Raw genomic sequence first — 22,367 nt, forward strand, 5'->3', positions numbered from 1 at the left:
ACCGCCCCGCAGCCGCTCGGCTGCGGGGCGGTCGTGCGTCAGGGGGAGTGCTCCTCCAGCGTGATGGCCGCGTTGACCAGGGCGAGGTGGGAGAGCGCCTGCGGCAGGTTGCCCAGGAACGAGCCGTCGGCGGGGTCCAGCATCTCGGCCAGCATGCCCACGTCGTTCGCCGTCCCCTCCTCGAGCTCGGCCATCAGGGCCCGGGCCTCCGCGCCGCGCCCGCACAGCTGCAGGGCCGACACCATCCAGTACGAGCAGGCCAGGAACACGCCCTCCTCGGCGTCCATGCCGGTGTACCGGTAGAGGTGCGGGCCGGCGCCGAGCTCCCGGCGCAGCGCGTCGAGGGTCGAGCTCATGCGCTCGCCGCGGTCGAACCCGCTGATCGCGTGCAGCAGGATCGAGCAGTCCAGACCGTCGCTGCCGGGGTACCAGAGGTAGGCGCCGCGGTCGTCGTCCCAGGCGTTCTCCTCCACCCACCGCCGGATCCGGCCGGCCTCCGAACGCCAGCGGGACGGGTCGCCGGGGATCTGCCCGGCCTCGCACAGCTCGACCGCCTTGGTCAGCGCCTGCCAGCACCCGAGCTTGGACGTCGTGTAGTGCTGCGGGTCGTGCAGCTCCCACATGCCGGCGTCCTTCTGCTGCCAGCGGTCGCAGGCGGTGTCGGCGACCGAGGCGAGCATGCGGCCGGTGTCGGCGTCGAGCACGTTGCCCTGCTCGACGTACAGCGCCACGATCGAGAACAGGTCGCCGTAGACGCCCAGCTGCAGCTGGTCGGCGGCGCCGTTGCCCACCTGCACCGGCCCGACGCCGCGCCACCCGGGCACGTCGGGCTCGTGCACGCCGTCGGTCAGCCCGCCCTCGAGGGTGTAGCAGACCCGCGGCTCCGGGCCGTGCCGGCGGATGGTGCCCAGCAGCCAGCTCATGGCGCCGTGCGTCTCCTCGCGCAGCCCGAACCGGAACAGCGCGGTGAGCGCGTAGGCCGAGTCGCGCACCCAGGCGTACCGGTAGTCCCAGTTCTTGCCGCCGGCCCGGGTCTCGGGCAGCGAGGTGGTGCCGGCGGCGACCATCGAGCCGCTGGGGGAGTGGATGAGCAGCTTGAGCGCCAGCGCGCTGCGGCGCACCGACTCGTCGAACTCGCCCTCCCAGCTGAACTCCTCGCCCCACGCCTGCCAGTTGGCGACCGTGCGGTCGATGCCGGCGTCGAGCTGGTCGGGGCCGGCCAGGAAGAGCGGCTCCCGCTCGGTGGCGACCAGCCCGAGCAGCGCGCGGGAGCCCGGAGTGGTGGTGTAGGTGACCTCGACCTGCTGCTCGCCGGTGTGCACGCGGTCCTCGCCCGACGTGCGCACCGCCATCGTCACGCCGTCGACCCGCAGCACGGCGCCCTGCACGGTGTCCTGCACCCACGGCGACGCGGTGCCGAAGCACGTGCCGGGACGGACGGCGGCGCGCATCGCCACGGTGCCCGAGAGCCCCTCGATGCGCCGGGCCAGCTCCGACCACGGCAGCCGGCCGGCCACACCGGTGTTCAACGCGTCGGTGACCCGCACGCTGCCCGAGGCGGTGGAGAACGTCGTCGTCAGCACGTTGGTGTGGTCCACGTACTCGCGCACGACGGTGAATGGCTCGACCGGGCACAGCTCGATGCACCCGCCGTGCTCGGCGTCCAGCAGCGCGGCGAACACCGGTGGGGCGTCCATCGCCGGCAGCGGCAGCCAGTCGATGCGTCCGTCGCGGGCGACCAGCGCGATCGTGCGGCCGTCCCCGATCGCTGCGTAGCTGCGCAGGTCGGCGTAGCCGTCGGCGTCGCGCTCGGTGACCGGGGCAGCCCCGGTGGGCCCCCAGCGCAGGGCGTCGGGGGCGGGGCGGGCGCCTCGTCGCTGGACGCCCGCCGACTCGTGGTGCGTGCTCACGGGGTGGGCATGCCCCCGTTCACGTTGAGGGTCTCGCCGACGGTGTAGCCCGACTCCGCCGACGCCAGGTAGACGTAGGCGCCGGCCAGCTCGGCGGGCTGCCCGGCGCGGCCCAGCGGGGTCTCCTTGCCGAACTCGGGCAGGTTCTCCGGCGGCTGACCGCCGGAGGCCTGCAGCGGGGTCCAGAACGGGCCCGGAGCCACGACGTTGACCCGGATGCCCTTGGGCGCGAGCTGCTGGGCCAGCGCCTTGCTGATCGTGTTGATCGCGGCCTTGGTGGTGGCGTAGTCGACCAGGCCGGGGGCGGGGGAGTACGCCTGGATCGAGCTCGTGGTGACGATCGTCGAGCCGGCGGGCAGGTGCGGCACGGCCTCCTGCACGACCCAGAAGACCGAGTACACGTTGGTCTTGAACGTGGCGTCGAACTGCTCGCTGGTCAGGTCGGCGAGGTCGTCGACCCACACCTGCTTGCCGGCCACCAGCACGATCGCGTCGAGCCCGCCGAGCTCCTCGACCGCGGTGCGCACCAGCTGCCGGGCCTCGCTCTCCACAGACAGGTCGGCCGGGGCCAGCACGGCCTTGCGGCCGGCGTCGCGCACGAGCTGGGCCACGGCCTCGGCGTCGGACTGCTCCTCGGGCAGGTAGTTGAGGACGACGTCGGCGCCCTCGCGGGCGTAGGCGATGGCGGCGGCGCGGCCGATGCCGGAGTCGGCGCCGGTGACCAGCGCCTTGCGGCCCTCGAGGCGACCGGTGCCGCGGTAGGTGTCCTCGCCGTGGTCGGCGCGCACCTCGAGCTCGGACTCCAGGCCCGGCTCGGCGATGCCCTGCTCGGGGTACCCGTCGGTGCGGTACTGGTCGACGGGGTTGGTGAACGTGTACTGGTCGGGCACGGTGGACGGGCCTCCGGTGAAGTGGCGTTGGCGCTGGTCACCGCTGGTGGCTCAACGGCTCGGGGTGCCATGCCCGGCGGCGGTGCCGCTCAACCGGGCGCGGTGCGGTGGGCCCGGCCACGTCCGCGTCGAGCGCCTACCGTCGGGGTCCGTCGTCCGAGCAGCGGGAGGTCCCGTGGGTGCCCCTGTGCCGCCGGCCCGGCCGAGCCGGGCCCTGGTGCCGGCCGCCGTCGCGGTCGTCGTCCTGTCGGTCCTCGGTCTGGTGCTGCTGGTCCGGGGACCCGGCGTCGACGTCGGCGACTGCGTGACCGCCGGCGACCGCGAGGTCGTGGTGGTGGGGTGCGACGACCCCGCCGCGACCTTCCAGGTCGTCGGCGTGCTCGACGACGTCCCGGCGGTGGACTCGCAGCCGGCCTGCCTGGCCGTGTTCCCGCGCACGACGGCGAGCTACTCCGACGGCGGCCTGTCCCGCGAGCCGTCGCGGGTGCTCTGCCTGGTCGCGGCCTGAGCTGGCGCGCCACCCCGTGCCGGCGGGGCGGTCGAGCCGCGCAGCACGAGGGCGGGGGCGACCCGCTCGGCGACCGGTGCGGGCGCCACGGTGCCCGCGAGCTGGGCGAGCAGGAGGTCGGCGGCCCGCTCGGCCAGCACGGCGGCCCGGTTGTCGACGACGGTCACCGGCGGGGACCACCACTCCCAGAACGGTTCGTCCTCGGTGCACACCAGCGACAGCTCGCGCGGGACGTCGACCGCGCGGCCGCTGAGCACGGCGAGCACCCCGAAGGAGGCCTCGTGGTTGCTCACCAGCAGGGCGGTCGGCGGGTCGGGCAGGTCGAGCAGCTCGGCGGCGGCCTCGTTGCCGAACCGGGCGCGGAAGGGGCCGCGCCGCACGAGCGAGCCGGCCACCGGTACGCCCGCCGCGGCCATCGCGGCGGTGAACCCCTCGTGGTGCAGCCGCCCCGAGGTGACCTCGGGCGGGGCGCCCACCACGCCGATGCGGGTGTGCCCGAGGTCGAGCAGGTGCTCGGTGGCCAGCCGGGCCGCGGTCACGTAGTCGCTCATCACCGAGGGCGCCCGGGCGCCGGCCACCTCGCGGTTCATGAGGACGACGGCCCGGCCCTCGGCCACCAGCGCGTTGACCAGCCGGCCGTTGGCCCCCGAGCCCGCGACCACCACGCCGTCGAGCCCGTGCGCCCGCACGGTGTCCAGGAACGCGGCCTCGCGCGCCGGGTCGCCGCCGGTCGTGCAGACGAGCACCTGCTGGCCGTGCTCGGCCGCCCGGGCCTGCAGGGTCTCGGCGATGGCGTGGAAGGTCGCCGTGCGCAGGTTGGTCACCACCAGGCCGATCAGCCCCGAGCGCCGGGTGCGCAGGGCGGTGGCCATGCGGTTGGGGTGGTAGTCCAACGCCGCGGCCGCGGCCTCGACGCGCTGCCGGGTGGTGGGGTCGACCGCGGGGTGGCCGGTCAGCGCCCGGCTGGCGGTGCTGGTGCTCACCCCGGCGCGGCGGGCCACGGTCGTGAGGGTGGTGGGCATCGGTCCCCGTTCTACCGGCCGGTGGTGCGGGAGGCCACGGGACCGGACCGTCCGCAACCCCGTCCTGTCGGTGGGCCGCCCTACCGTGACCCCCGTCCCCGGTGGTCGGGGCGGGCCAGGAGGTGGCGGGTGTACGCGTCCGACGACGGGCTGGTGGTCAGCGCCGGCGACCTCACCGGTTTCCTGTCCTGCGAGCACCTGACCCGGCTCTCGCTCGAGGTCACCCGGGGCGAGCGCGCCAAGCCGGCCTCGACCGACCCGATGACCGCGCTGCTGGCCGACCACGGCATCGCGCACGAGGCCCGGCACGTGCAGCGGCTGCGCGACCGCGGGCTCACCGTCTTCGAGGTCGCCCAACCGGGTCCGGGCCGCGACGCGGCGGCCCTGCACCGGGCCCAGGCCGAGACCGTGGCGGCCATGCGGGCCGGGGCCGACGTCGTCTACCAGGCCACCTTCTACGGCACCCGGGCCGCGGGCGTCGTCTGGCGCGGGCACGCCGACTTCCTGCTCAAGCGCACCGACCGGTCCAGCGACCTCGGCCCGTGGGCCTACGACGTCGCCGACACCAAGCTCGCCCGCCGCATCAAGGTGCCGGCCATCCTGCAGATGGCCCTCTACGGGCGGCTGCTCACCGACCTGCAGGGCGCCCCGCCCGAGCTGCTCACCGTGGTGACCGGTGACCAGCAGGAGCTGGTGTTCCGGTACTCCGACGCCGAGGCCTACGCCCGCACCGCCGAGCAGCGCTTCCTGGCCCGGCTCGCCGACGGGCAGCTGGCAGCGCCCTACCCCAATGCGCACTGCGGCGTCTGCCCGTGGCGCGAGACGTGCGCGGCCCGCTGGAAGGCCGAGGACCACCTGTCGCAGGTGGCCTTCCTGCGCCGCGACCACGCGGTCGCGCTCACCGCGGCCGGGGTCGGCACCCTCACCGAGCTGGCCGGGCGCACCACCGACGAGCTGCCGGACACGATCGGGCGCACCTCGCGCGAGCGCATCACCCGCCAGGCGGCGCTGCAGCGGTCCGAGCAGCTCACCGGCCGGCCCTCCTACGCCTTCCTGCCCCGGGTGCCCGGGCGCGGCTTCGAGCTGCTGCCGCCGCCCAGCCGCGGCGACGTCTTCTTCGACATCGAGGGCGACCCGTTCACCGGTGACCACGGGCTGGAGTACCTGTGGGGTGTGCTCGACCGGGCGGGGGAGTACCGGTCGTTCTGGGGCCTGGACGTCGATGACGAGCGGCAGGGGTTCGAGCAGCTGGTCGACCACCTGGTCGCGGTGCTGGCCGCCGACCCCGACGCGCACGTCTACCACTACGCGCCCTACGAGCCGGCCCGGTTGAAGGCGCTGTCGGCCCGGTACGGCACGCGGCAGGCCGAGGTCGACCGGCTGCTGCGCGGTGACGCCCTGGTCGACCTCTACGCCGTGGTGCGGCAGGGCCTGCAGATCAGCAAGGCCTCCTACTCGATCAAGAAGCTCGAGGACTTCTACCGCGGGCACACCCGGCCCGCAGGCGAGGCCGTGTCCGACGCCGGGGCCAGCATCATCGCCTTCGAGCAGTGGCAGCAGACCGGTGAGCAGCGGCTCCTCGACGAGATCGAGGCCTACAACCGCGACGACTGCGTCTCCACCCTCCAGCTGCTCGACTGGCTCGAGCAGCGGCGCACCGAGCTGGTGGCCTCGGGGGTGCCGCTGGGGCGCCCGGACGACGCCGACCCCGACCCCAGCCCGCGCGCGGTGGCCGCCGAGACCGCCCGGGCCGACCTCGAGCGGCGGCTGCTGGCCGGGGTCCCCGAGCGCGCCGCCGGGCGGTCCCCGGACCAGCAGGCCGTGTGGTTGCTCGCCCAGCAGCTGGGCTGGCACGCCCGCGAGGCGCGCTCCGAGTGGTGGGAGTTCTTCCGGGTGCGGGCGCTGACCCCGCCCGAGCTCGAGCGCGAGACGTCGGCGCTGGGGCCGCTCGAGGAGCCGGTGGTGCTCGGTGTCTCCGACGGCCGGGTGCACGTGGCGCACCGGTTCCCGCCCCAGGAGACCAAGCTGGCCCCCGGCGCCCGGGTCGAGCAGGTGCCACCGGGTGCCGACGGGCGCACCGTCACCGCCGAGGTGGTCGCCGTCGACGGCGCCACCGGCGAGCTGGTCCTCTCCCGTCCCGCCGGCCGGGTCGCCGACCACGCCCAGGGCCTGGTGCCCCCCGGTCCGCTGGAGGCCCGCAACCAGCAGGCAGCGCTGCTGCAGCTGGGCGCGGCGGTCGCCGACGGCGGCCTCGACGGCCCCGACGTGCGCACCGCGGCCGTCGACCTGCTCGCCCGGCGCGCGCCGCGGGTGCGCCCGGGCACCCCGCTGGTCGTGCCGGGTGAGGACGCGTCGGCGCGCACCCGGCGGCTGGTCGCCGCCCTCGACGGCGGGGTGCTGGCGGTGCAGGGGCCACCCGGGGCCGGCAAGACCCACGCGGGTGCCCGGGCCGTGCTCGACCTGGTGCGCGCCGGGCGCACCGTGGCCATCACCGCCACCAGCCACAAGGTCGTCGGCAACCTGCTCGACGCCGTGCTGCGGGCCGCCCGCGAGGCCGGGGTGCCGGTGCGGGCCCTGCAGAAGGCGTCGACCGCCCAGCGCTGCAGCTCGCCCGAGGTCGAGTGCACCGACGACAACGGCACCGTCGTCGACCGGCTCGACGCCGGGGACGTCGACGTCGTCGCCGGCACGCCCTGGCTGTTCACCCGCCCCGAGCTGGCCGGTCGGCTGGGCGTGCTGGTGGTCGACGAGGCCGGCCAGCTGTCCCTCGCCGACACGCTCGCGGTCTCGCGCTGCGCCACCGACCTCGTGCTGCTCGGGGACCCGCAGCAGCTGCGCCAGCCCGGGCGCGGCATCCACCCCGAGGGCGCCGACGTCTCGGCGCTGCAGCACGTGCTGGGCGGCGACGACGTCCTGCCCGCCGAGCGCGGCGTCTTCCTCGACCGGTCCTGGCGCATGGCGCCGGCCCTGTGCCACGTCGTGTCGGAGCTGTCCTACGAGGGCCAGCTGCAGTCGGCGCCGGCCACGGCGGGCAACGCCCTCGACGTGCCGGACCGGTGGGCCGCCCCGGCCGGCGTGGGGTGGGTTCCCGTCGTGCACGAGGGCAACGGCTCGGCGTCGGGGGAGGAAGCCGCCGTGGTGGTCGAGCTCGTCGGTGACCTGCTCGGGAGGCTCTGGCGCGACCCGTCCGGCGAGCGGGTCGTCACCGAGGCCGACGTCCTGGTGGTCACGCCGTACAACGCGCAGGTCAACCGCATCCGCTCGGCGCTGGCCGCGGCCGGGCACGCCGGTGTCGAGGTGGGCACGGTCGACAAGTTCCAGGGCCGGGAGGCAGCCGTGTCGGTCTTCAGCCTGGCCGCCTCCAGCGGTGCGCACGTGCCGCGCAGGCTCGACTTCCTGCTCGACCGGCACCGGCTCAACGTGGCGCTGTCCCGGGCGAAGACGGTGGCCTACCTGGTCGGCAGCCCGGCGCTGCTCACCTCGCCGGTGCACACCCCGGAACAGCTGCGTCTGGTCAACGGCCTCTGTCGGCTCGTCGAGCACGCCACCCTCCGCGACGCTGCGCACATCAGCGGGTCTCCTGGGGCGCATGTGACCACGCAGGGTCACGAATTGGACACGGGCATGGTGCATCGACCAGGTGCTCCGATACGGTCTCGTCACGGTTCCCCGATCCACGGTGAGCCGCAGCAGGAGGTGGGCCCGCGATGACGACCCCGTTCGAGCCGGCATCCGTGGTCGCCGCCCGGCAGCTCGCGACCGAGGCCCACGAAGCCCACCGCAGCCCGACGCTGCTGCGCACCCGCGCCGGCGCCCGACGGGTCGCCGTCGCCCGCGCCCGCCGCGACGCCGCCGCGGGGTGGACCGAGGTCCCCGTCGCCGGCTGACGCGCTCGGCGCCCACCTCGTCGTGGGGCGAGCGGGCCCGTGGCCGACCCGGGGGCACGGGGTCGACCACGGGGTGGTGGTCGGCGACCGGGGAGAGACCTCCGGCCACCGACCACGAGCCCCCCACAGAGGCCCGGCCACCGGCCCCGTGGCCCGGTGGCTTCCCGGGGTTCGGCGCGGTCGCCGCGGTCGGTTCACACCTGTGGCGCAGCCCACCCGCCAGGACCGGTCGGTTCCGTAGGACCCGTTAGGTTAGGGTGGCCTCACTTCGTCACCACGACCCGGGAGCGCGCATGAGCACGGCCACCGACACGCTGCAGCCGGTCTACCGGTTCTTCCGGGCCACCCTGGTGCGCAGCGAACGCCTCTCGCCCAGCTTCCTGCGGCTCACCTTCACCGGCCCCGACCTCGACACCTTCGGGTACGGCGGTGCCGACCAGCGGTTCAAGCTGCTCATCGCCCAGGACGGCTGCCCCGTCGAGGACCTGCTCGCCATCAGCGGACCCGATTGGTACGCGGAGTGGTGCGCCCTGCCGGCCGAGACGCGTCCGGACATGCGCACCTACACCGTGCGCGCCTTCCGGCCCGAGGTCGCCGAGCTCGACGTCGACGTGGTGCTGCACGGCATCGGCCCCGACGGCACCGTGGGCACCGACGCCGGCCCCGCCGCCGCCTGGGCCGCCCGGGCGGTGCCCGGGGACGAGCTCGTGCTGCTGGGCCCCGACCGGCCCGGCAGCGGGCGCATGTGGGGCGTCGAGTGGGCCCCACCCGCCGAGGCCGACACCCTGTTCCTGGCCGGTGACGAGACCGCTGTCCCGGCGATCGCGGCGATCGTCGAGGCCCTGCCCGACGACCGGCGCGTGGTCGCCGTCCTCGAGGTGCCCGAGGCCGCGGACTTCCTGTCGCTGCGGCTGCCGGCCGGGGCCGACGTGCGGTGGCTGGCCCGCGGCGCCCACCCGCGCGGAGAGCTGATGGAGGCGGCCGTGCACGCGGCGCTGCGCGAGCTGGGCATCGCCCGCGACGTCCCCGGCGTCGACCCCGAAGCCACCGACCCCACCAACGACGGCGACGAGATCCTCTGGGAGGTGCCCGAGGCCGGGGCGCACACGAGCTGCTACGCCTGGCTGGCCGGGGAGGCCGCGGTCGTGAAGGGGCTGCGCCGGCGTCTGGTGCGCGACCTGGGCGTCGACCGCGGTGCGGTGGCGTTCATGGGCTACTGGCGCACCGGGGCCCGGGCCCTGGGGTGACGCTGCTGGTCGACGTCGCCAACGTGGTGGGCTCGCGCCCCGACGGGTGGTGGCGCGACCGCGCCGGGGCGACGTCCCGGTTGCTGGTGCGGTTGGCGACCCTGGACGACGACGTCGTGGCGGTGGTCGAGGGCCGGGCGCGCGACGTGCCCGAGGTGCCCGGTGTCCGGCTGGTGCGGGCGACCGGCAGCGGGGACGACGCGCTGGTCGCCGTCCTGCCGTCGCTGGGGGAGCCGGTCGTGGTGGTGACCGCCGACCGCGGGCTGCGCGAGCGGCTGCCGGCCGGGACCGCCGTGCACGGCCCCGGCTGGCTGCTCGACCGGCTCTGACCCGCCTCAGACGGGGGTCAGCACCGGGCGGGGGCGCTTGCGGCCGGGCAGCGTCGCGGCGAGGGCCAGGGCGACGGCGACGCCGTCCTCGATGAGGGCGGCCTGCCAGTCCGGCACCCGCTTCGCCGCCCAGCGGCGCCAGCCGATCCCGCCCCACGAGCCGGCGCCGGCGCCCAGCAGCCCGGCGAGGACCGGGACCACCGCGTTGGCGTTCTCGCGGGTGGACAGCGCGGCCGCGCCGCCCGCGGCCGAGGCGAATCGCAGCGGCAGACCGGGGGTGTCGGTGCGGGCGGGGGTATTCTCCAGCTTGTCGCCGTAGAGCTCGGCGCCGACCGCGCCCAGTGCGCCGAGCTTGCTGACCGCGCCGCGGTCGGGGCTGGTGAGCGTCGGTGCGGCCAGGCCCAGCGAGCTGCGGGCGCCGGTCGCGGCCCCGAGCAGCAGGGACCGGACGGTGAGCCCGCCGGAGGCCTTGCGGCGGGGCTTCTCGGCCGGGGTGGGGATGGCCTCGATGACCGCCTGCACGGCGGCGCCGTAGGCCAGGTGCGGGACGGCGTCGGAGATCCAGTCCTTGCTCGACCAGTCGCGGGGGTCGCTGACGCCGAGCGCGGTCGTCGTCCCGTCGGTCAGCGCCATCGCGGCGGCACCGGTCGCGAGCGCGCCGACCGACGTGGGCAGCCGGACGCCGGCCGTGCGCACCACGCTGGCCAGCACGCCGACGGCGACGCCGTTCGCGATGCCCGACAGCGCGCCCAGGGCGGTGCGGCGGTTGTCGCGCTCGCCCTTCTTCCCCGGGACCTTCTGACCGGCGACGTCGGCGAGGGCGTCGATGGTCTGCTCGGGGGTGCTGCTGGCGTCGCGGCCGCGCACCGCCATGTCGAGGTAGGTGACGGCGTTGAGGACGGTGGTGCCGGCCGCGCCCGCGGCCAGCCCCCGTGTGAAGGACCCGGTCATGGGCCGACCCTGCGGCCTGGATCCGTCGTCGGCAATTCGGTGTGGTGGCTCACGTGCGGACCATCACGGCCCCGACCTGCGCGTTTCGCAGGACACGGCCAGGTTCGGCTGGCACCGTGGAGACCTGCGCCCGAGGTCGTGTGCCCATCCCCGCCACCCGCGCCCCACTCTTCTCTGCGAGGTCCTGCCGTGTCCGCACCCTTCTTCCTGCGTGCCCGCGAACCCGTCGGCCGGCTCGTCCGGCGTGCCCCCGAGCCGTCGCTGGGCCGGCTGCGCGCCGCCGTCGCGGCGCTGTTCGCCCTCGACGGCTTCGTGTTCGGCACCTGGGCCGCCCGCGTGCCCGACGTCAGCGCCCAGGTCGGCGCCGGCCACACCGCCCTCGGCGCCGCGCTGCTCTGCCTCTCGCTGGGCGCGCTGGCCTGCATGCAGCTCACCGGTGCGCTCGCGGCCCGGCTGGGGCCCGGCCTGGTCGCGTCGGTGGCCGCCGTCGGCGTCTGCGCGACGGCGGTGCTGCCCGGGCTCGCGACGTCGGTGCCGGCCCTGTGCGCGGCGCTGCTCGCCTTCGGGGCGGCCACGGGCATGGTGAACGTGGCAGCCAACAGCGTCGGGGTGCAGGTGGAGGCGCGCGCCGGACGGCCCATCCTGTCCGGCCTGCACGCCGCGTTCAGCTTCGGCGGCCTGGGTGGTGCGCTGCTCGGCGGTCTCGTGGCGGGGTCGCTCGACGTCCCGACGCACCTGGTGGTGGTCGCCGGCGCCGGGCTGCTGCTCACCGCTGCGCTCGTGCCGGTGCTGGTCGGGGCCGACGCGTCGACCCGTGCGGTGCTGGCGCCCACCCTGCGGGTCGAGCCGCGCCGCCGTCCGACCGCGGTGCTCGTGGTGCTCGGCTGCATCGCCGGCGCCACGGCCTACGGCGAGGGCGCGCTCACCGACTGGGGCGCACTGCACCTGCGCGAGGACCTCGGCGCCGCCTCCGGGCTGGCGGCGGCCGGGTACGCCGGGTTCGCGCTGACGATGGCGTGCGGGCGGCTGGCCGGGGGGTACCTGGTGGCCCGGCTGGGGGAGCGGCGACTGCTCATCGGCGGCACCGCACTCGCCGCGCTCGGTGCGCTGCTCGCGGTGACGACGACCTCGGTGCCGGTGGCGCTGCTCGGCTTCGGCGTCGTGGGGCTGGGACTGGCCAACGTGTTCCCGCTGGCCATCGCCCGGGCCGGCGCGCTGGGCGGCTCGACGGGCATCGCGCTGTCGACGACGGTGGGGTACACCGGCCTGCTGGGCGGTCCGCCGGCGATCGGGTTCCTGGCCTCGCACGCCGGGCTGCCGGTCGCGCTGGGCACGGTGGCGCTGCTCGCCGTCGTGGCCGCGGTGCTCGTCGCCCTGGTGGACGGCGACCGGGTGCGGCTGCCCGCCGTCCCGGCGCTGGACCTGGCGCCCGTGCACCGCGCCGCCGGCGACCTCCGCATCCTTGCCGTCGCCTGAGGCCCGCCGCTGCGGGGTCGGCCTCGGGTCGTGGTCGAGACCGGGGACGTGACGGGCGCAGCTCAGCGGGCCAGGATGCGGGGGTGGAACGCGTGCTGGGCATCGGCGGGTACTTCGTGCGGTCGGCGGACCCGGGGGCGCTGAACGCCTGGTACCGCGACCACCTGGGCATCGGCGTCGACCCCGACCAGCCGTGGCAGCAGGAGTCCGGGCCCACCGTGTTCTCCGGGTTCGACGCCGACACCGACTACTTCGGCTCGGCCCGGCAGCAGGTGATGCTCAACTTCCGGGTGCGCGACCTCGACGCCATGCTCGCCCAGCTGCGCGCCGCCGGTGCCGATGTCTCGGACGAGGTGCAGGACATGGACGGCGTCGGCCGCTTCGGCTGGGTCATCGACCCCGAGGGCAACCGCGTCGAGCTCTGGCAACCGTCGTGATCGCGGACCGGGGGTTCTGGACGCCGGTCGTCGAGCGGGTGCTCCGGGACGACGCGGCCACGCCCGACCTGGACACGACGGGGACGGTCGGCGACGTCGAGGTGGGGGCGCTCCCTGCCCTGACCTGAGCGGCGCCCGGCCCTGTGGGTCAGGCTGGCCGGATGAGCGACGAGGGCATGGTCCGGGTCCGCGGCGCGCGGGAGCACAACCTGCAGGACGTGGACGTCGACGTCCCGCGCGATGCCCTGGTGGTGTTCACCGGTGTCTCGGGGTCGGGGAAGTCGTCGTTGGCGTTCGGCACGATCTACGCCGAGGCGCAGCGCCGGTACTTCGAGTCGGTGGCGCCCTACGCCCGGCGGCTCATCCAGCAGGTCGGCGCCCCGGCGGTCCGCGAGATCACCGGGCTGCCGCCGGCCGTGGCGCTGCAGCAGAGCCGGGGCACGCCGAGCAGCCGGTCGACCGTCGGCACGGTCACGACGCTGTCGAACTCGCTGCGCATGCTGTTCTCCCGCGCCGGGCGCTACCCCGAGGGCGCCGAGCGCCTGGACTCCGACGCGTTCAGCCCGAACACCGCGGCCGGCGCGTGCCCGGAGTGCTCGGGCCTGGGCATCGTGCACACGGTCACCGAGCAGAGCCTCGTGCCGGATCCGTCGCTGAGCATCCGGGACGGCGCCGTCGCCGCGTGGCCCGGCGCGTGGCACGGCAAGAACCTGCGCGACATCCTCACCGAGCTCGGGCACGACATCGACCGGCCCTGGCGCGAGCTGCCGCAGGCCGAGCGCGACTGGATCCTGTTCACCGACGAGACCCCCGAGGTCACCGTGCACCCGGTGCGCGGGCCGGGGCAGATCCAGCGCGACTACGTCGGCCGCTACCAGGGCGCCCGGGCCTACGTCATGCACACGCTGGCGAACACCAGCAGCCCCACGCTGCGCCGCAGGGTGCTGCAGTACGTGCTCACCAGCGCCTGCCCGGTCTGCGGCGGCACCCGACTGCGCCCGGAGTCCCTCGCCGTCACCATCGGCGGCCGCAGCATCGCCGAGCTCACCGCGCTGCCCATGACCGAGCTGGCCCCGGTGCTGCGCGGCGCCGACCTGCCCCCGTTCGGCCGGGGGATCGTCGACGACCTGCTCGCCCGCATCGACCTGCTCGCCGACCTCGGCCTGGGCTACCTGGGCCTCGCCCGCACCACGCCCACGCTGTCGCCGGGGGAACTGCAGCGGCTGCGGATCGCCACCCAGCTGCGCTCGGGCCTGTTCGGCGTCGTCTACGTGCTCGACGAGCCCTCGGCCGGCCTGCACCCCGCGGACACCGAGCAGCTGCTGGGCGTGCTCGACCAGCTGATCGCCGCGGGCAACTCACTGTTCGTCATCGAGCACGACATGGCGGTGGCCCGGCGGGCCGACTGGGTGGTCGACGTCGGTCCGCGGGCCGGGGTGCACGGCGGGCGGGTGCTGCACAGCGGCCCGGTGGCGGGGCTGGCCGACGTCGAGGAGTCGGTGACCCGGCGCTTCCTGGCCGACCGGGAGCCCGCCGTCCGCACCCGGCGGGAGCCGTCGTCCGTGCTGACCCTCTCCGGGGTCAGTCGGCACAACCTGCGGGACGTCGAGGTGCAGGTGCCGCTCGGCGTGCTGACGGCGGTCACCGGGGTGAGCGGCTCGGGCAAGTCGACGCTGGTGAGCCAGGTGCTGGCCGGCGTCGTCGCCCGGCACCTCGGGACCGAGGACGAGGACGACGTCGACCCCGTGCAGGCGCAGGGCCTCGACGCCGTCGACCGGCTCGTGCGCGTGGACCAGAAGCCGATCGGTCGCACGCCGCGGTCGAACCTGGCGACCTACACGGGGCTGTTCGACGTCGTCCGCAAGCTGTTCGCCGGCACCGCCGAGGCGAAGGCCCGGGGCTGGTCGGCGGGGCGGTTCTCGTTCAACGTCGCCGAGGGGCGCTGCCCGACGTGCCAGGGCGAGGGCGCGGTGACCGTCGAGCTGCTGTTCCTGCCCGGCAGCTGGGCGCCCTGCCCGACCTGCCACGGCGCCCGGTACAACGCCGAGACCCTCGAGGTGACCGTCGGCGGCAAGACCGTCGCCGAGGTGCTCGACCTGACCGTGGAGGCGGCGCAGGGGTTCCTCGCCGACGTGCCCGCGGCCGCGCGCAGCCTGCGGGCGCTGCACGAGGTGGGCCTGGGCTACCTGCGCCTGGGCCAGCCGGCGACCGAGCTGTCGGGCGGGGAGGCGCAGCGGGTGAAGCTGGCCAGCGAGCTGCAGCGCGCCCGGCGCGGGCACACGCTCTACCTGCTCGACGAGCCGACCACCGGCCTGCACCCCGCCGACGTCGAGGTGCTGATGCGCCAGCTGCAGCAGCTGGTGGACGCCGGCAACACCGTCGTCCTGGTGGAGCACGACGTGGACGTCGTCGCCGAGGCCGACTGGGTGCTCGACCTCGGCCCGGGTGGGGGCGACGCCGGCGGACAGGTGGTGGCGGCCGGGACGCCGGAGCAGGTGGCGGCGGCGGACACGCCCACGGCCCGGTTCCTGACGGGGCGGTTGACACCCGTTGGCTAATGCCCTTAGCGTTGGGACTAACGCCCTTAGCCAAGGAGAACGACATGACCGAGTTCCTCACCCTCGACGACGGCACGCTGGCCTACGAGGTGACCGGCACCGGCCCGCTCGTCGTCCTGGCGCACGGCATGGGTGCCGACCGCACCGCCTACCGGCACCTGGCCCCGCAGCTGGTCGCTGCCGGGTACCGGGTCGCCAGCGTCGACCTGCGCGGGTGCGGCGAATCCTCGGCGGAGTGGCCCACCTACAGCCGGACGGCGATCGCCGGCGACCTGCTCGCCCTGGTGCGCCACCTCGGCGGCCCGGCCGTGCTGGTCGGCCACTCGATCTCCGGCGGCGCGGTCACGATCGCCGCGGCCCAGGCGCCCGAGCTGGTCACCGCGCTGGTCGAGCTGACCCCGTTCACCCGCAAGCAGGCCATCTCGCTGCGGGACCTGCGCTCGGCCCGCTTCCGTCGCGGCATGCGCCACCTGCTCGGCGCGGGCGTGCTCGGCAGCGTGGCTTCGTGGCGGAAGTACCTGGACGTCGCCTACCCCGGCGCCAAGCCGGCCGACTGGACCGAGCGGCTCGACCACCTCGAGGCCAAGCTGCGCGAGCCCGGCCGGATGAAGGCGCTGAAGGGGATGGGCACCACCCCGGCCACCGACGCCGGTGCGCTGCTCGGTGGGGTGCGGTGCCCCGTGCTCGTCGTGCAGGGCGGCCTCGACCCCGACTGGGCCTCGCCGCGGGCCGAGGGCGAGGCGATCGTGGCGGAGCTGCCCGCGGGCCGGGGCCGGCTGGCGGTCATCGAGGGCACCGGCCACTACCCGCACCACCAGGTTCCCGACGAGGTCGCCGCCGTCGTCCTCCCGTTCCTGGCCGGCGTCGATGCCTAGGGCGGGGCTCGACCCCGACGCCGTCGTCGCGGCCGGGGCGCAGCTCGCCGACGAGGTGGGCTTCGCCGGGCTGACCATGGGCGGGCTGGCCGAGCGGGTGGGGGTGCGCACCCCGTCGCTGTACAAGCACGTGGGCGGGCAGGACGACCTGGTGCGACGCATCGCCGTCCTGGCGCTGGACCAGGCGTCCGAGGCCATCGGCGGCGCGATCCAGGGGTTGTCCGGGCGCGACGCGCTCGCCGCGGCGGCGAGGGCGTTCCGCGACTTCGTCCTGGCCCACCCCGGCCGGTACGCCGCGACCATCGGGGTGGAGCCGACCGGCCCCGACGACCCCCTGGCTGTCGCCGGCTCGCGGGCGCTCGACGCCTTCCGGGCGGTGCTGCGGGGCTACGAGCTGCCTGCCGCCCAGGAGGACCACGCGCTGCGCACGCTGCGCAGCGCGCTGCACGGCTACGCGACGCTGCAGTCGGCGCACGGGTTCCAGTGGTCGGCCGACGTCGACGAGAGCTTCGCGTGGCTGGTCGACCTGCTCGACCGGGGCCTGCGCAGCGCGGCGAGAACGGGGTTCGAGGGGTGTGCGGCCGAGCCATGACCCCGCGAACCCCGATTTCGGTGGGCGGGCACGGGCGGTGGCGCGCCTACATTCGGGTGATGTCGTCGTACCGCAGGCCGTTGGACGAGCTGCGGGAGACCGTGGGCCGGTTGGGCGAGCAGCTGCCCCGGCCCGGTGGACGCGGGGTCGACGAGCTGGTCGGCGACCTGTTCGGCGGACGCACCGCCCCCGGCCGACCGCTGCTAGCGATCCAGGCCGACCTCGACGGGCTCATCGGGCTGGAGGCGGTCAAGGAGCAGGTGCAGGCGTTGGTGGCGTTCCTGCAGGTGCAGGCCCGCCGCAAGGAGCACGGGCTGCCGGAGGCGGCGACGTCCCAGCACCTGGTGTTCCTGGGCAACCCGGGCACCGGCAAGACCACCGTGGCGCGGTTGCTGGCCGAGATGTACCGGGCGGTCGGGCTGCTGGCCAAGGGGCACCTGGTGGAGGTCGACCGGGCCGCGCTGGTGGGGCAGCACGTCGGGGCGACGGCGATCAAGACCGACCGGGTGGTGCGCAGCGCGCTGGACGGCGTGCTGTTCATCGACGAGGCGTACTCGCTGGCCCCCGAGGGTGACGGTCGGCAGGACTTCGGCCCGGAAGCCATCGAGGTGCTGCTCAAGCGCATGGAGGACCACCGCCACCGCATGGTGGTGATCGTCGCCGGCTACCCGCGGCTGATGGAGGCGTTCCTGTCGTCCAACCCGGGCCTGCGGTCGCGGTTCGGCCGGGAGATCCGGTTCCCCGACTACTCGACGGCCGAGCTCGAGGCCATCTTCGTGAGCATCGTGGCGCAGCACGAGTACGAGCTCGAGCCGGGCGCGGTCGAGACCCTGCGCGGCACCCTCTCGGGCATCCGCGCCGGGGAGGAGACCGGCAACGCCCGCTTCGCCCGCACCCTGTTCGAGCAGGCGCTCAACCGGCAGGCACTGCGGCTCACCCGCGACGGCAGCGTGGCCTCGCTGGGCCGCACCGAGGTGAGCACGCTGACCGCGGACGACGTCGCCGAGGCCGCCGCGTCGTTGCTCGGCGAGCCGGCGCCCAAGCTCCCCACCGGGCCGCGCTGGATGGGGTAGCTCTCGCCTCGAGTTCGGGGTTCGAGGGGCCTCAGCGGGGCCGGTGAGCCCCCGAACCCCGAACTCGGCGAGCGGTCAGTCCTCGAGCAGCCAGACGGCGGTGTCGGCGGGCAGCGCAACGGTGCCGTGCGCGCCGCGCACGTGGGTGTTCGACGCCAGCATGACCGAGCCGGCGTGCGGCACGAGGGCGGTATCGGTGCCCATGTTGAGCACGCAGGTGACGGTCTCGTCGTCCCCGACGCAGCGCACGGTGAGGACGTCGCCGCTCGTGCTCACCGTCGCCCAGCCCGAGCCCAGCGCCGGGTGGGCGGCGCGCAGGGCGAGTGCCCGGCGGTAGAGGGTGAGCGTGGAGCCGCCGTCGCGGGTCTGCCGGGAGACGGCGTGCTGCGACCAGCCGTCCGGGATCGGCAGCCACGGCTCGGCTGCGCCGTCGGGGGAGAAGCCGACGCCGTCGGCCTCGTTCCACGGCATGGGCACGCGGCAGCCGTCACGGCCGGCCCGGGCGCCGCCGCTGCGGTGGAAGATCGGGTCGAGCTTGGCCGCATCGGGGACGACGGCCTGCGGCAGACCGAGCTCGTCGCCGGCGTAGAGGTAGGGCGAGCCGGGCAGCGACAGCATGAGCAGGGCGGCGGCCCGGGCGCGGGCGGTGCCGAGCGCGCCGCCGCCGAAGCGGGTGACCTGGCGGTCCTTGTCGTGGTTGCCGAGCACCCAGGAGACCGGGGCGCCGACGGTGGCGAAGGCGTCGAGGGCGGTCTGCACGCCGTCGGCGAAGGCGGCGGCGTCCCAGCCGGACTTGATGAGCCGGAAGCTGAACGACTGGTGCATCTCGTCGGGGCGGGAGTAGAGGGCGACCTGGTCGAGGTCGGCCAGGCAGACCTCGCCGACGAGCATGGTGTCGGGGTACTCGTCGCAGATGGCGCGCCAGCGGCGCCAGACGTCGTGGACCTCGGGCTGGTTCCAGGTCATGGCCTGCTCGGGGCCGTGGCCGAAGAGGGTGGGGGAGTAGGCGCCGGGGTTGTCGCGGAGCTGCTCGTCCTTGATCAGGCCGTAGGCGACGTCGACCCGGAAGCCGGAGACGCCGCGGTCGAGCCAGAAGCGGAGCGTCGCGTCGAAGTCGTCGGCGACGGCGGGGTCGCGCCAGTTCAGGTCTGGCTGCTGGGGGGCGAACAGGTGCAGGTACCACCGGCCGTCGGGGGTGCGCGACCAGGCGGGGCCGCCGAAGAGCGACTGCCAGTTGTTCGGGGGCTCTGTGCTGGCTGGTGCGAAGTGGTACCGGCTGGCCTCGGGGCCGTCGGGGTTCTGGAGTGCTGCCTGGAACCAGGGGTGCTGGTCGGAGGTGTGGTTGGGGACGACGTCGAGAATGACCTTCAGGCCGAGCTGGTTCGCGTCGGCGATGAGGTCTTCGAGGTCATCGAGGTCGCCGTAGTCGGGGTCGACGGCGCGGTAATCGACGATGTCGTAGCCGCCGTCGGCGCCGCCGGAGGGGTAGTGCGGGTTGATCCACAGCGCGTCGACGCCGAGCCAGATCAGGTAGGGCAGCCGCGACCGCAGGCCGGCGATGTCGCCGATGCCGTCACCGTTCGAGTCGGCGAACGACCGCAGGTAGACCTGGTAGACGACCGCGTCGCGCCACCAGTCCTGGGACGGCGCGGGCGCGGCGGGGTTCGGCAGCGCTGCCAGCCGGGATGCCATGCGTCCACCATCGGCGGCCCGGGAGCCATGCCGTGTGAAGCAGGTCACCAGTGTTCCGCGGGCGTTGTGGCGCATCTCCACAACGCCCGAGCACGATCAGTCGGGGGGCAGAGGTCCGCGGTCGACGGGTGGCGGCAGGGCCCGCAGCGCGGTCCGGGCGATCGCCAGCACGTCCTCGGCGGAGCCGCCGTCCCGTGCGCAACCGGACATGCCCCGCATGACCGCCAGCAGGAAACCGGCCAGCTCGTCGGTCGGGGTGGCCGCCGGCAGGTCGCCGTCGCGCACGCCGCGGTCGAGCCGGCTCCGCAGGCGCTCGCGCACGGCGGCGCGTTGGCTGCCCAGCCGGGGTTCGGTGAGCACCAGGCAGCCGGGCGGGGTCGCTGCGTCGGTGTGCGCCCGCGCCGTGCCGTCGAGCATCTCGGCGATGGCCTCGTGCGCGGTGGGGCGGGTGGCGGCCTCGTCCATGCCCTCGCAGGTGCGCGCGAAGTACGTGCGCGACGCCTCCTGGAACAGGCGTTCCTTGTCGCCGAAGGCGGCGTAGAGGCTCGGGGGCGTCACGCCCATCGCACTCGTCAGGGTGGCGATGGTGGTCTCGTCGTAGCCCACCCGCCAGAACTGCTCCACAGCTGCCGCCAGCGCGGCGTCGCGGTCGAAGCTGCGGGGTCGCCCGGTCACGCCACCACCTTACCTAGTGGTCGCTACAGAAGCTGCTAAGGTCGACGTCATTCCATAGCGATCACTACACAAGGAGGACGTCGTGCAGATCCACGACGCAGTCGTGCTCGTCACCGGAGCCAACCGGGGCATCGGCGCCCGGTTCGTCGAGCAGCTGAAGGCGCGCGGGGCGGGCAAGGTCTACGCCGCCGCGCGGGACGTGCGCACCATCGAGGCGGACGGCGTGCACCCGGTCGAGCTCGACGTGACCGACCCCGAGCAGATCGCTGCCGCCGCCCGGGCCGCCGGCGACGTGCAGATCCTGGTCAACAACGCCGGGATCTCCACCGGCACCGGGCTGGTCATCGGCGACGAGCAGGCCATCCGGCGCGAGATGGACACCAACTTCTACGGGCCGCTGCTCATGACGCGCGCCTTCGCCCCGGTGCTGGCCGCCAACGGGGGCGGCGCGGTCGTCAACGTGGTCTCGGCGCTCTCGTGGTTCGCCACCCCGGGGTCCGGGGCCTACGCCGCGTCCAAGGCCGCGGCGTGGATGCTGACCGACAGCACCCGGCTGGAGCTCGCTGGCCAGGGCACCCACGTCGTCGGCGTCCACATGGGTCTCGTCGACACCGACATGGCAGCGGAGATCCAGGCACCCAAGATCGCGCCGGCGGAGCTGGCGGACGCGGCGCTGGACGCGGTCGAGTCCGGCGCGCAGGAGGTGCTGGCCGACGATTGGGCGCGGCTGGTCAAGCGCGGCCTGCACCTGGACCCCGCGCAGCGGTACGAGCAGCTGTTCGCCGCCCTCGGGCAGGGATGACGACGCCGGGGGCGCGACCGGCAGGTCGCGCCCCCGGTCGCGCTCGACGCGCTGTGGTGAGCAGTGTCCGCGGGTGGGCTAGACCGCCAGGCACCCTCGGAACGCGTCGACCATCAGCGGTACGTCCACCGCGGAGGCGAGCTCGCGCGCCGCGTGCATGGCCAGCTGCGGTGCACCGACATCGACCGTCGACAGACCAAGGCGGGTAGCGGTGAGCGGGCCGATGGTGGAGCCGCAGGGGAGGTCGGCGCGGGAGACGAAGTGCTGCACCGGCACCCCGGCCTCCTGGCAGCGCTCGGTGAACCAGCCACCCGACACCGCATCGGTGGCGTAGGCCTGGTTGGCGTTCAGCTTCAGCACCGGCCCGCCGCCCAGGACCGGCTGGTGCGAGGGCTCGTGCCGCTCCGACCGGGTCGGGTGCACCGCGTGCGCCATGTCCGCGCTCACCAGCTTGGACGCCGCAATGGTCCGGGCGAACGCCTGCGGCTCGGAGCCGGCCAGCCGGGAGATGACGTCCTCGAGGAACGACCCCCGCGCCCCCGACGCAGAGCCCGAACCGACCTCCTCGTGGTCGTTGCAGACCAGCACCTGCGTGTGCCGCGTTTCCGCGGAAACACCAGCGAGCGTTTCCGCGGAAACGCGCAGTAGTGCCAGCAGGCCCGAGTGGCAGCAGGCCAGGTCGTCCAGCCGCGGCGCCGCGATCCACGTGCCGTCGACACCCGCCCGCGCGGCCGGCTGGGTGTCGGCCAGCACCAGGTCGTGGCCCACGACGTCCGCCGCCGAGACCCCGGCCTCGGCCGCCAGCGCCTCCAAGAGCCCCGGCTCGGTCGACAGCTCCGACCCCCACACCGGCTGCAGGTGCCGCTGCGGGTCCAGCGTCAGACCCTCGCGCACCGACCGGTCGAGGTGGATCGCCAGCGACGGCAGCCGAAGCGGCGCCCCGGGCAGCTTCACCAGCGTCGTCGTCCCACCGCGCAGCGCCAGGCGCCCCGCGACCGTCAGCTCGCGGTCGAGCCAGGTGTGCCAGAGCCCGCCGCCGTAGGGTTCGACGCCGACCAGCCGGTAGCCGGCCTGCCGCACGTCGTGCCGCGGGCGCACCCGGAACGTGGGGGAGTCGGTGTGCGCGCCGATGATGCGCAGCCCGGCCTCGGCCACCGGGTCCGAGCCGACCCGGACGGCCACCACGCTCGCCCCGCGCACCGTGAACACCTGGTCGCCGGGGGACAGGTCCCACACCGCCGTCTCGGACAGCTCGCGGAAGCCCCCCTCGCGCAGCCGGCGGGTGATCTCCGCCGCCGCGTGCGAGGGGGAGGGCGAGGCGTCCACGAACGCGCGGAGGTCGTCGCCGAGGGAGAGATCGGGAGCTGCCACGTCGTCGTGTCTACCCGACCCCATCGTGATCGGCCTGACCCCCGTACCGTTCGCGGGCCATCCCTCGCGCGC

General features: G+C 75.1%; 20 protein-coding genes. 13 read left to right on the forward strand and 7 right to left on the reverse strand.

Annotated elements, in window-relative coordinates; translation table 11 throughout:
- Positions 1–38 precede the first annotated feature (38 nt).
- Both BLP29_RS16860 and BLP29_RS16865 read right to left on the reverse strand, forming a co-directional pair.
- A complete protein-coding gene (locus BLP29_RS16860; protein WP_243470047.1) occupies positions 39–1,910 on the reverse strand; it encodes a glycoside hydrolase family 15 protein in 1,872 nt (623 codons plus the stop codon).
- A complete protein-coding gene (locus BLP29_RS16865; protein ID WP_092806672.1) occupies positions 1,907–2,800 on the reverse strand; it encodes an SDR family oxidoreductase in 894 nt (297 codons plus the stop codon). The genes BLP29_RS16860 and BLP29_RS16865 overlap by 4 nt, the downstream gene beginning before the upstream one ends.
- A gap of 175 nt (positions 2,801–2,975) precedes the next feature.
- Between BLP29_RS16865 and BLP29_RS16870 the strand changes: the two genes are divergently transcribed.
- Positions 2,976–3,308, forward strand: coding sequence for an LppU/SCO3897 family protein (locus BLP29_RS16870; RefSeq protein WP_133379242.1), 333 nt, complete (start codon positions 2,976–2,978; stop codon positions 3,306–3,308).
- On the opposite strand, the gene BLP29_RS16875 is transcribed toward BLP29_RS16870, so the two are convergent.
- Positions 3,248–4,330, reverse strand: a complete 1,083-nt coding sequence (locus BLP29_RS16875; protein ID WP_133379244.1) for a LacI family DNA-binding transcriptional regulator — start codon at positions 4,328–4,330, stop codon at positions 3,248–3,250. The genes BLP29_RS16870 and BLP29_RS16875 overlap by 61 nt on opposite strands.
- Before the next feature lie 129 nt (positions 4,331–4,459).
- On the opposite strand from BLP29_RS16875, the gene BLP29_RS16880 reads away from it, so the two are divergent.
- From BLP29_RS16880 to BLP29_RS16895, 4 genes are all read left to right on the forward strand, one after another.
- A complete protein-coding gene (locus BLP29_RS16880; protein ID WP_165839422.1) occupies positions 4,460–8,041 on the forward strand; it encodes a TM0106 family RecB-like putative nuclease in 3,582 nt (1,193 codons plus the stop codon).
- Positions 8,038–8,217, forward strand: a complete 180-nt coding sequence (locus BLP29_RS16885) for a hypothetical protein (RefSeq protein WP_092806678.1) — start codon at positions 8,038–8,040, stop codon at positions 8,215–8,217. Before BLP29_RS16880 ends, BLP29_RS16885 begins: the two co-directional genes overlap by 4 nt.
- A gap of 293 nt (positions 8,218–8,510) precedes the next feature.
- On the forward strand, positions 8,511–9,464 hold the full coding sequence (locus BLP29_RS16890; protein ID WP_092806680.1) for a siderophore-interacting protein: 954 nt from the start codon (positions 8,511–8,513) through the stop codon (positions 9,462–9,464).
- Positions 9,461–9,793, forward strand: a complete 333-nt coding sequence (locus tag BLP29_RS16895; protein ID WP_092806682.1) for a hypothetical protein — start codon at positions 9,461–9,463, stop codon at positions 9,791–9,793. The genes BLP29_RS16890 and BLP29_RS16895 overlap by 4 nt, the downstream gene beginning before the upstream one ends.
- A 6-nt stretch (positions 9,794–9,799) precedes the next feature.
- Here BLP29_RS16895 and BLP29_RS16900 read toward each other — a convergent pair whose 3' ends face one another.
- Complete coding sequence (locus BLP29_RS16900) at positions 9,800–10,744, reverse strand: hypothetical protein (RefSeq protein WP_092806684.1); 945 nt, start codon at positions 10,742–10,744, stop codon at positions 9,800–9,802.
- 189 nt (positions 10,745–10,933) lie between these two features.
- On the opposite strand from BLP29_RS16900, the gene BLP29_RS16905 reads away from it, so the two are divergent.
- From BLP29_RS16905 to BLP29_RS16930, 7 genes are all read left to right on the forward strand, one after another.
- The gene (locus BLP29_RS16905; RefSeq protein ID WP_243470048.1) at positions 10,934–12,220 is read left to right on the forward strand and encodes an MFS transporter; all 1,287 of its coding nucleotides are present in this window, start codon (positions 10,934–10,936) and stop codon (positions 12,218–12,220) included.
- 83 nt (positions 12,221–12,303) lie between these two features.
- A complete protein-coding gene (locus tag BLP29_RS16910) occupies positions 12,304–12,657 on the forward strand; it encodes a VOC family protein (RefSeq protein ID WP_092806686.1) in 354 nt (117 codons plus the stop codon).
- Positions 12,654–12,785 carry a hypothetical protein gene (locus BLP29_RS21850; protein WP_279385462.1) on the forward strand — a complete coding sequence of 44 codons (132 nt, stop codon included), beginning with the start codon at positions 12,654–12,656 and terminating at the stop codon, positions 12,783–12,785. Before BLP29_RS16910 ends, BLP29_RS21850 begins: the two co-directional genes overlap by 4 nt.
- A 33-nt stretch (positions 12,786–12,818) precedes the next feature.
- A complete protein-coding gene (uvrA, locus tag BLP29_RS16915; protein ID WP_092806688.1) occupies positions 12,819–15,215 on the forward strand; it encodes an excinuclease ABC subunit UvrA in 2,397 nt (798 codons plus the stop codon).
- Between the two features lie 44 nt (positions 15,216–15,259).
- On the forward strand, positions 15,260–16,090 hold the full coding sequence (locus tag BLP29_RS16920; protein ID WP_092806690.1) for an alpha/beta fold hydrolase: 831 nt from the start codon (positions 15,260–15,262) through the stop codon (positions 16,088–16,090).
- Positions 16,083–16,682 (forward strand): TetR/AcrR family transcriptional regulator, encoded by a 600-nt coding sequence (locus BLP29_RS16925; protein ID WP_092806692.1) that lies wholly within the window; start codon positions 16,083–16,085, stop codon positions 16,680–16,682. The genes BLP29_RS16920 and BLP29_RS16925 overlap by 8 nt, the downstream gene beginning before the upstream one ends.
- 59 nt (positions 16,683–16,741) lie before the next feature.
- Positions 16,742–17,755: an AAA family ATPase gene (locus tag BLP29_RS16930; protein ID WP_092806995.1), complete on the forward strand. Its 1,014-nt coding sequence runs from the start codon at positions 16,742–16,744 to the stop codon at positions 17,753–17,755.
- Between the two features lie 75 nt (positions 17,756–17,830).
- On the opposite strand, the gene BLP29_RS16935 is transcribed toward BLP29_RS16930, so the two are convergent.
- Both BLP29_RS16935 and BLP29_RS16940 read right to left on the reverse strand, forming a co-directional pair.
- The gene (locus BLP29_RS16935) at positions 17,831–19,447 is read right to left on the reverse strand and encodes a glycoside hydrolase family 13 protein (RefSeq protein WP_092806694.1); all 1,617 of its coding nucleotides are present in this window, start codon (positions 19,445–19,447) and stop codon (positions 17,831–17,833) included.
- 96 nt (positions 19,448–19,543) lie between these two features.
- A complete protein-coding gene (locus BLP29_RS16940; protein ID WP_092806696.1) occupies positions 19,544–20,122 on the reverse strand; it encodes a TetR/AcrR family transcriptional regulator in 579 nt (192 codons plus the stop codon).
- Positions 20,123–20,204: 82 nt separating this feature from the next.
- On the opposite strand from BLP29_RS16940, the gene BLP29_RS16945 reads away from it, so the two are divergent.
- A complete protein-coding gene (locus BLP29_RS16945) occupies positions 20,205–20,924 on the forward strand; it encodes an SDR family oxidoreductase (RefSeq protein WP_092806698.1) in 720 nt (239 codons plus the stop codon).
- 78 nt (positions 20,925–21,002) lie between these two features.
- Here the strand turns inward: BLP29_RS16945 and BLP29_RS16950 are convergent, their stop codons facing one another.
- On the reverse strand, positions 21,003–22,295 hold the full coding sequence (locus BLP29_RS16950) for a M18 family aminopeptidase (RefSeq protein WP_243470049.1): 1,293 nt from the start codon (positions 22,293–22,295) through the stop codon (positions 21,003–21,005).
- Positions 22,296–22,367: the final 72 nt, after the last annotated feature.

The sequence above is a fragment of the Klenkia marina genome, from assembly GCF_900101025.1.
GTDB lineage: Bacteria > Actinomycetota > Actinomycetes > Mycobacteriales > Geodermatophilaceae > Klenkia > Klenkia marina.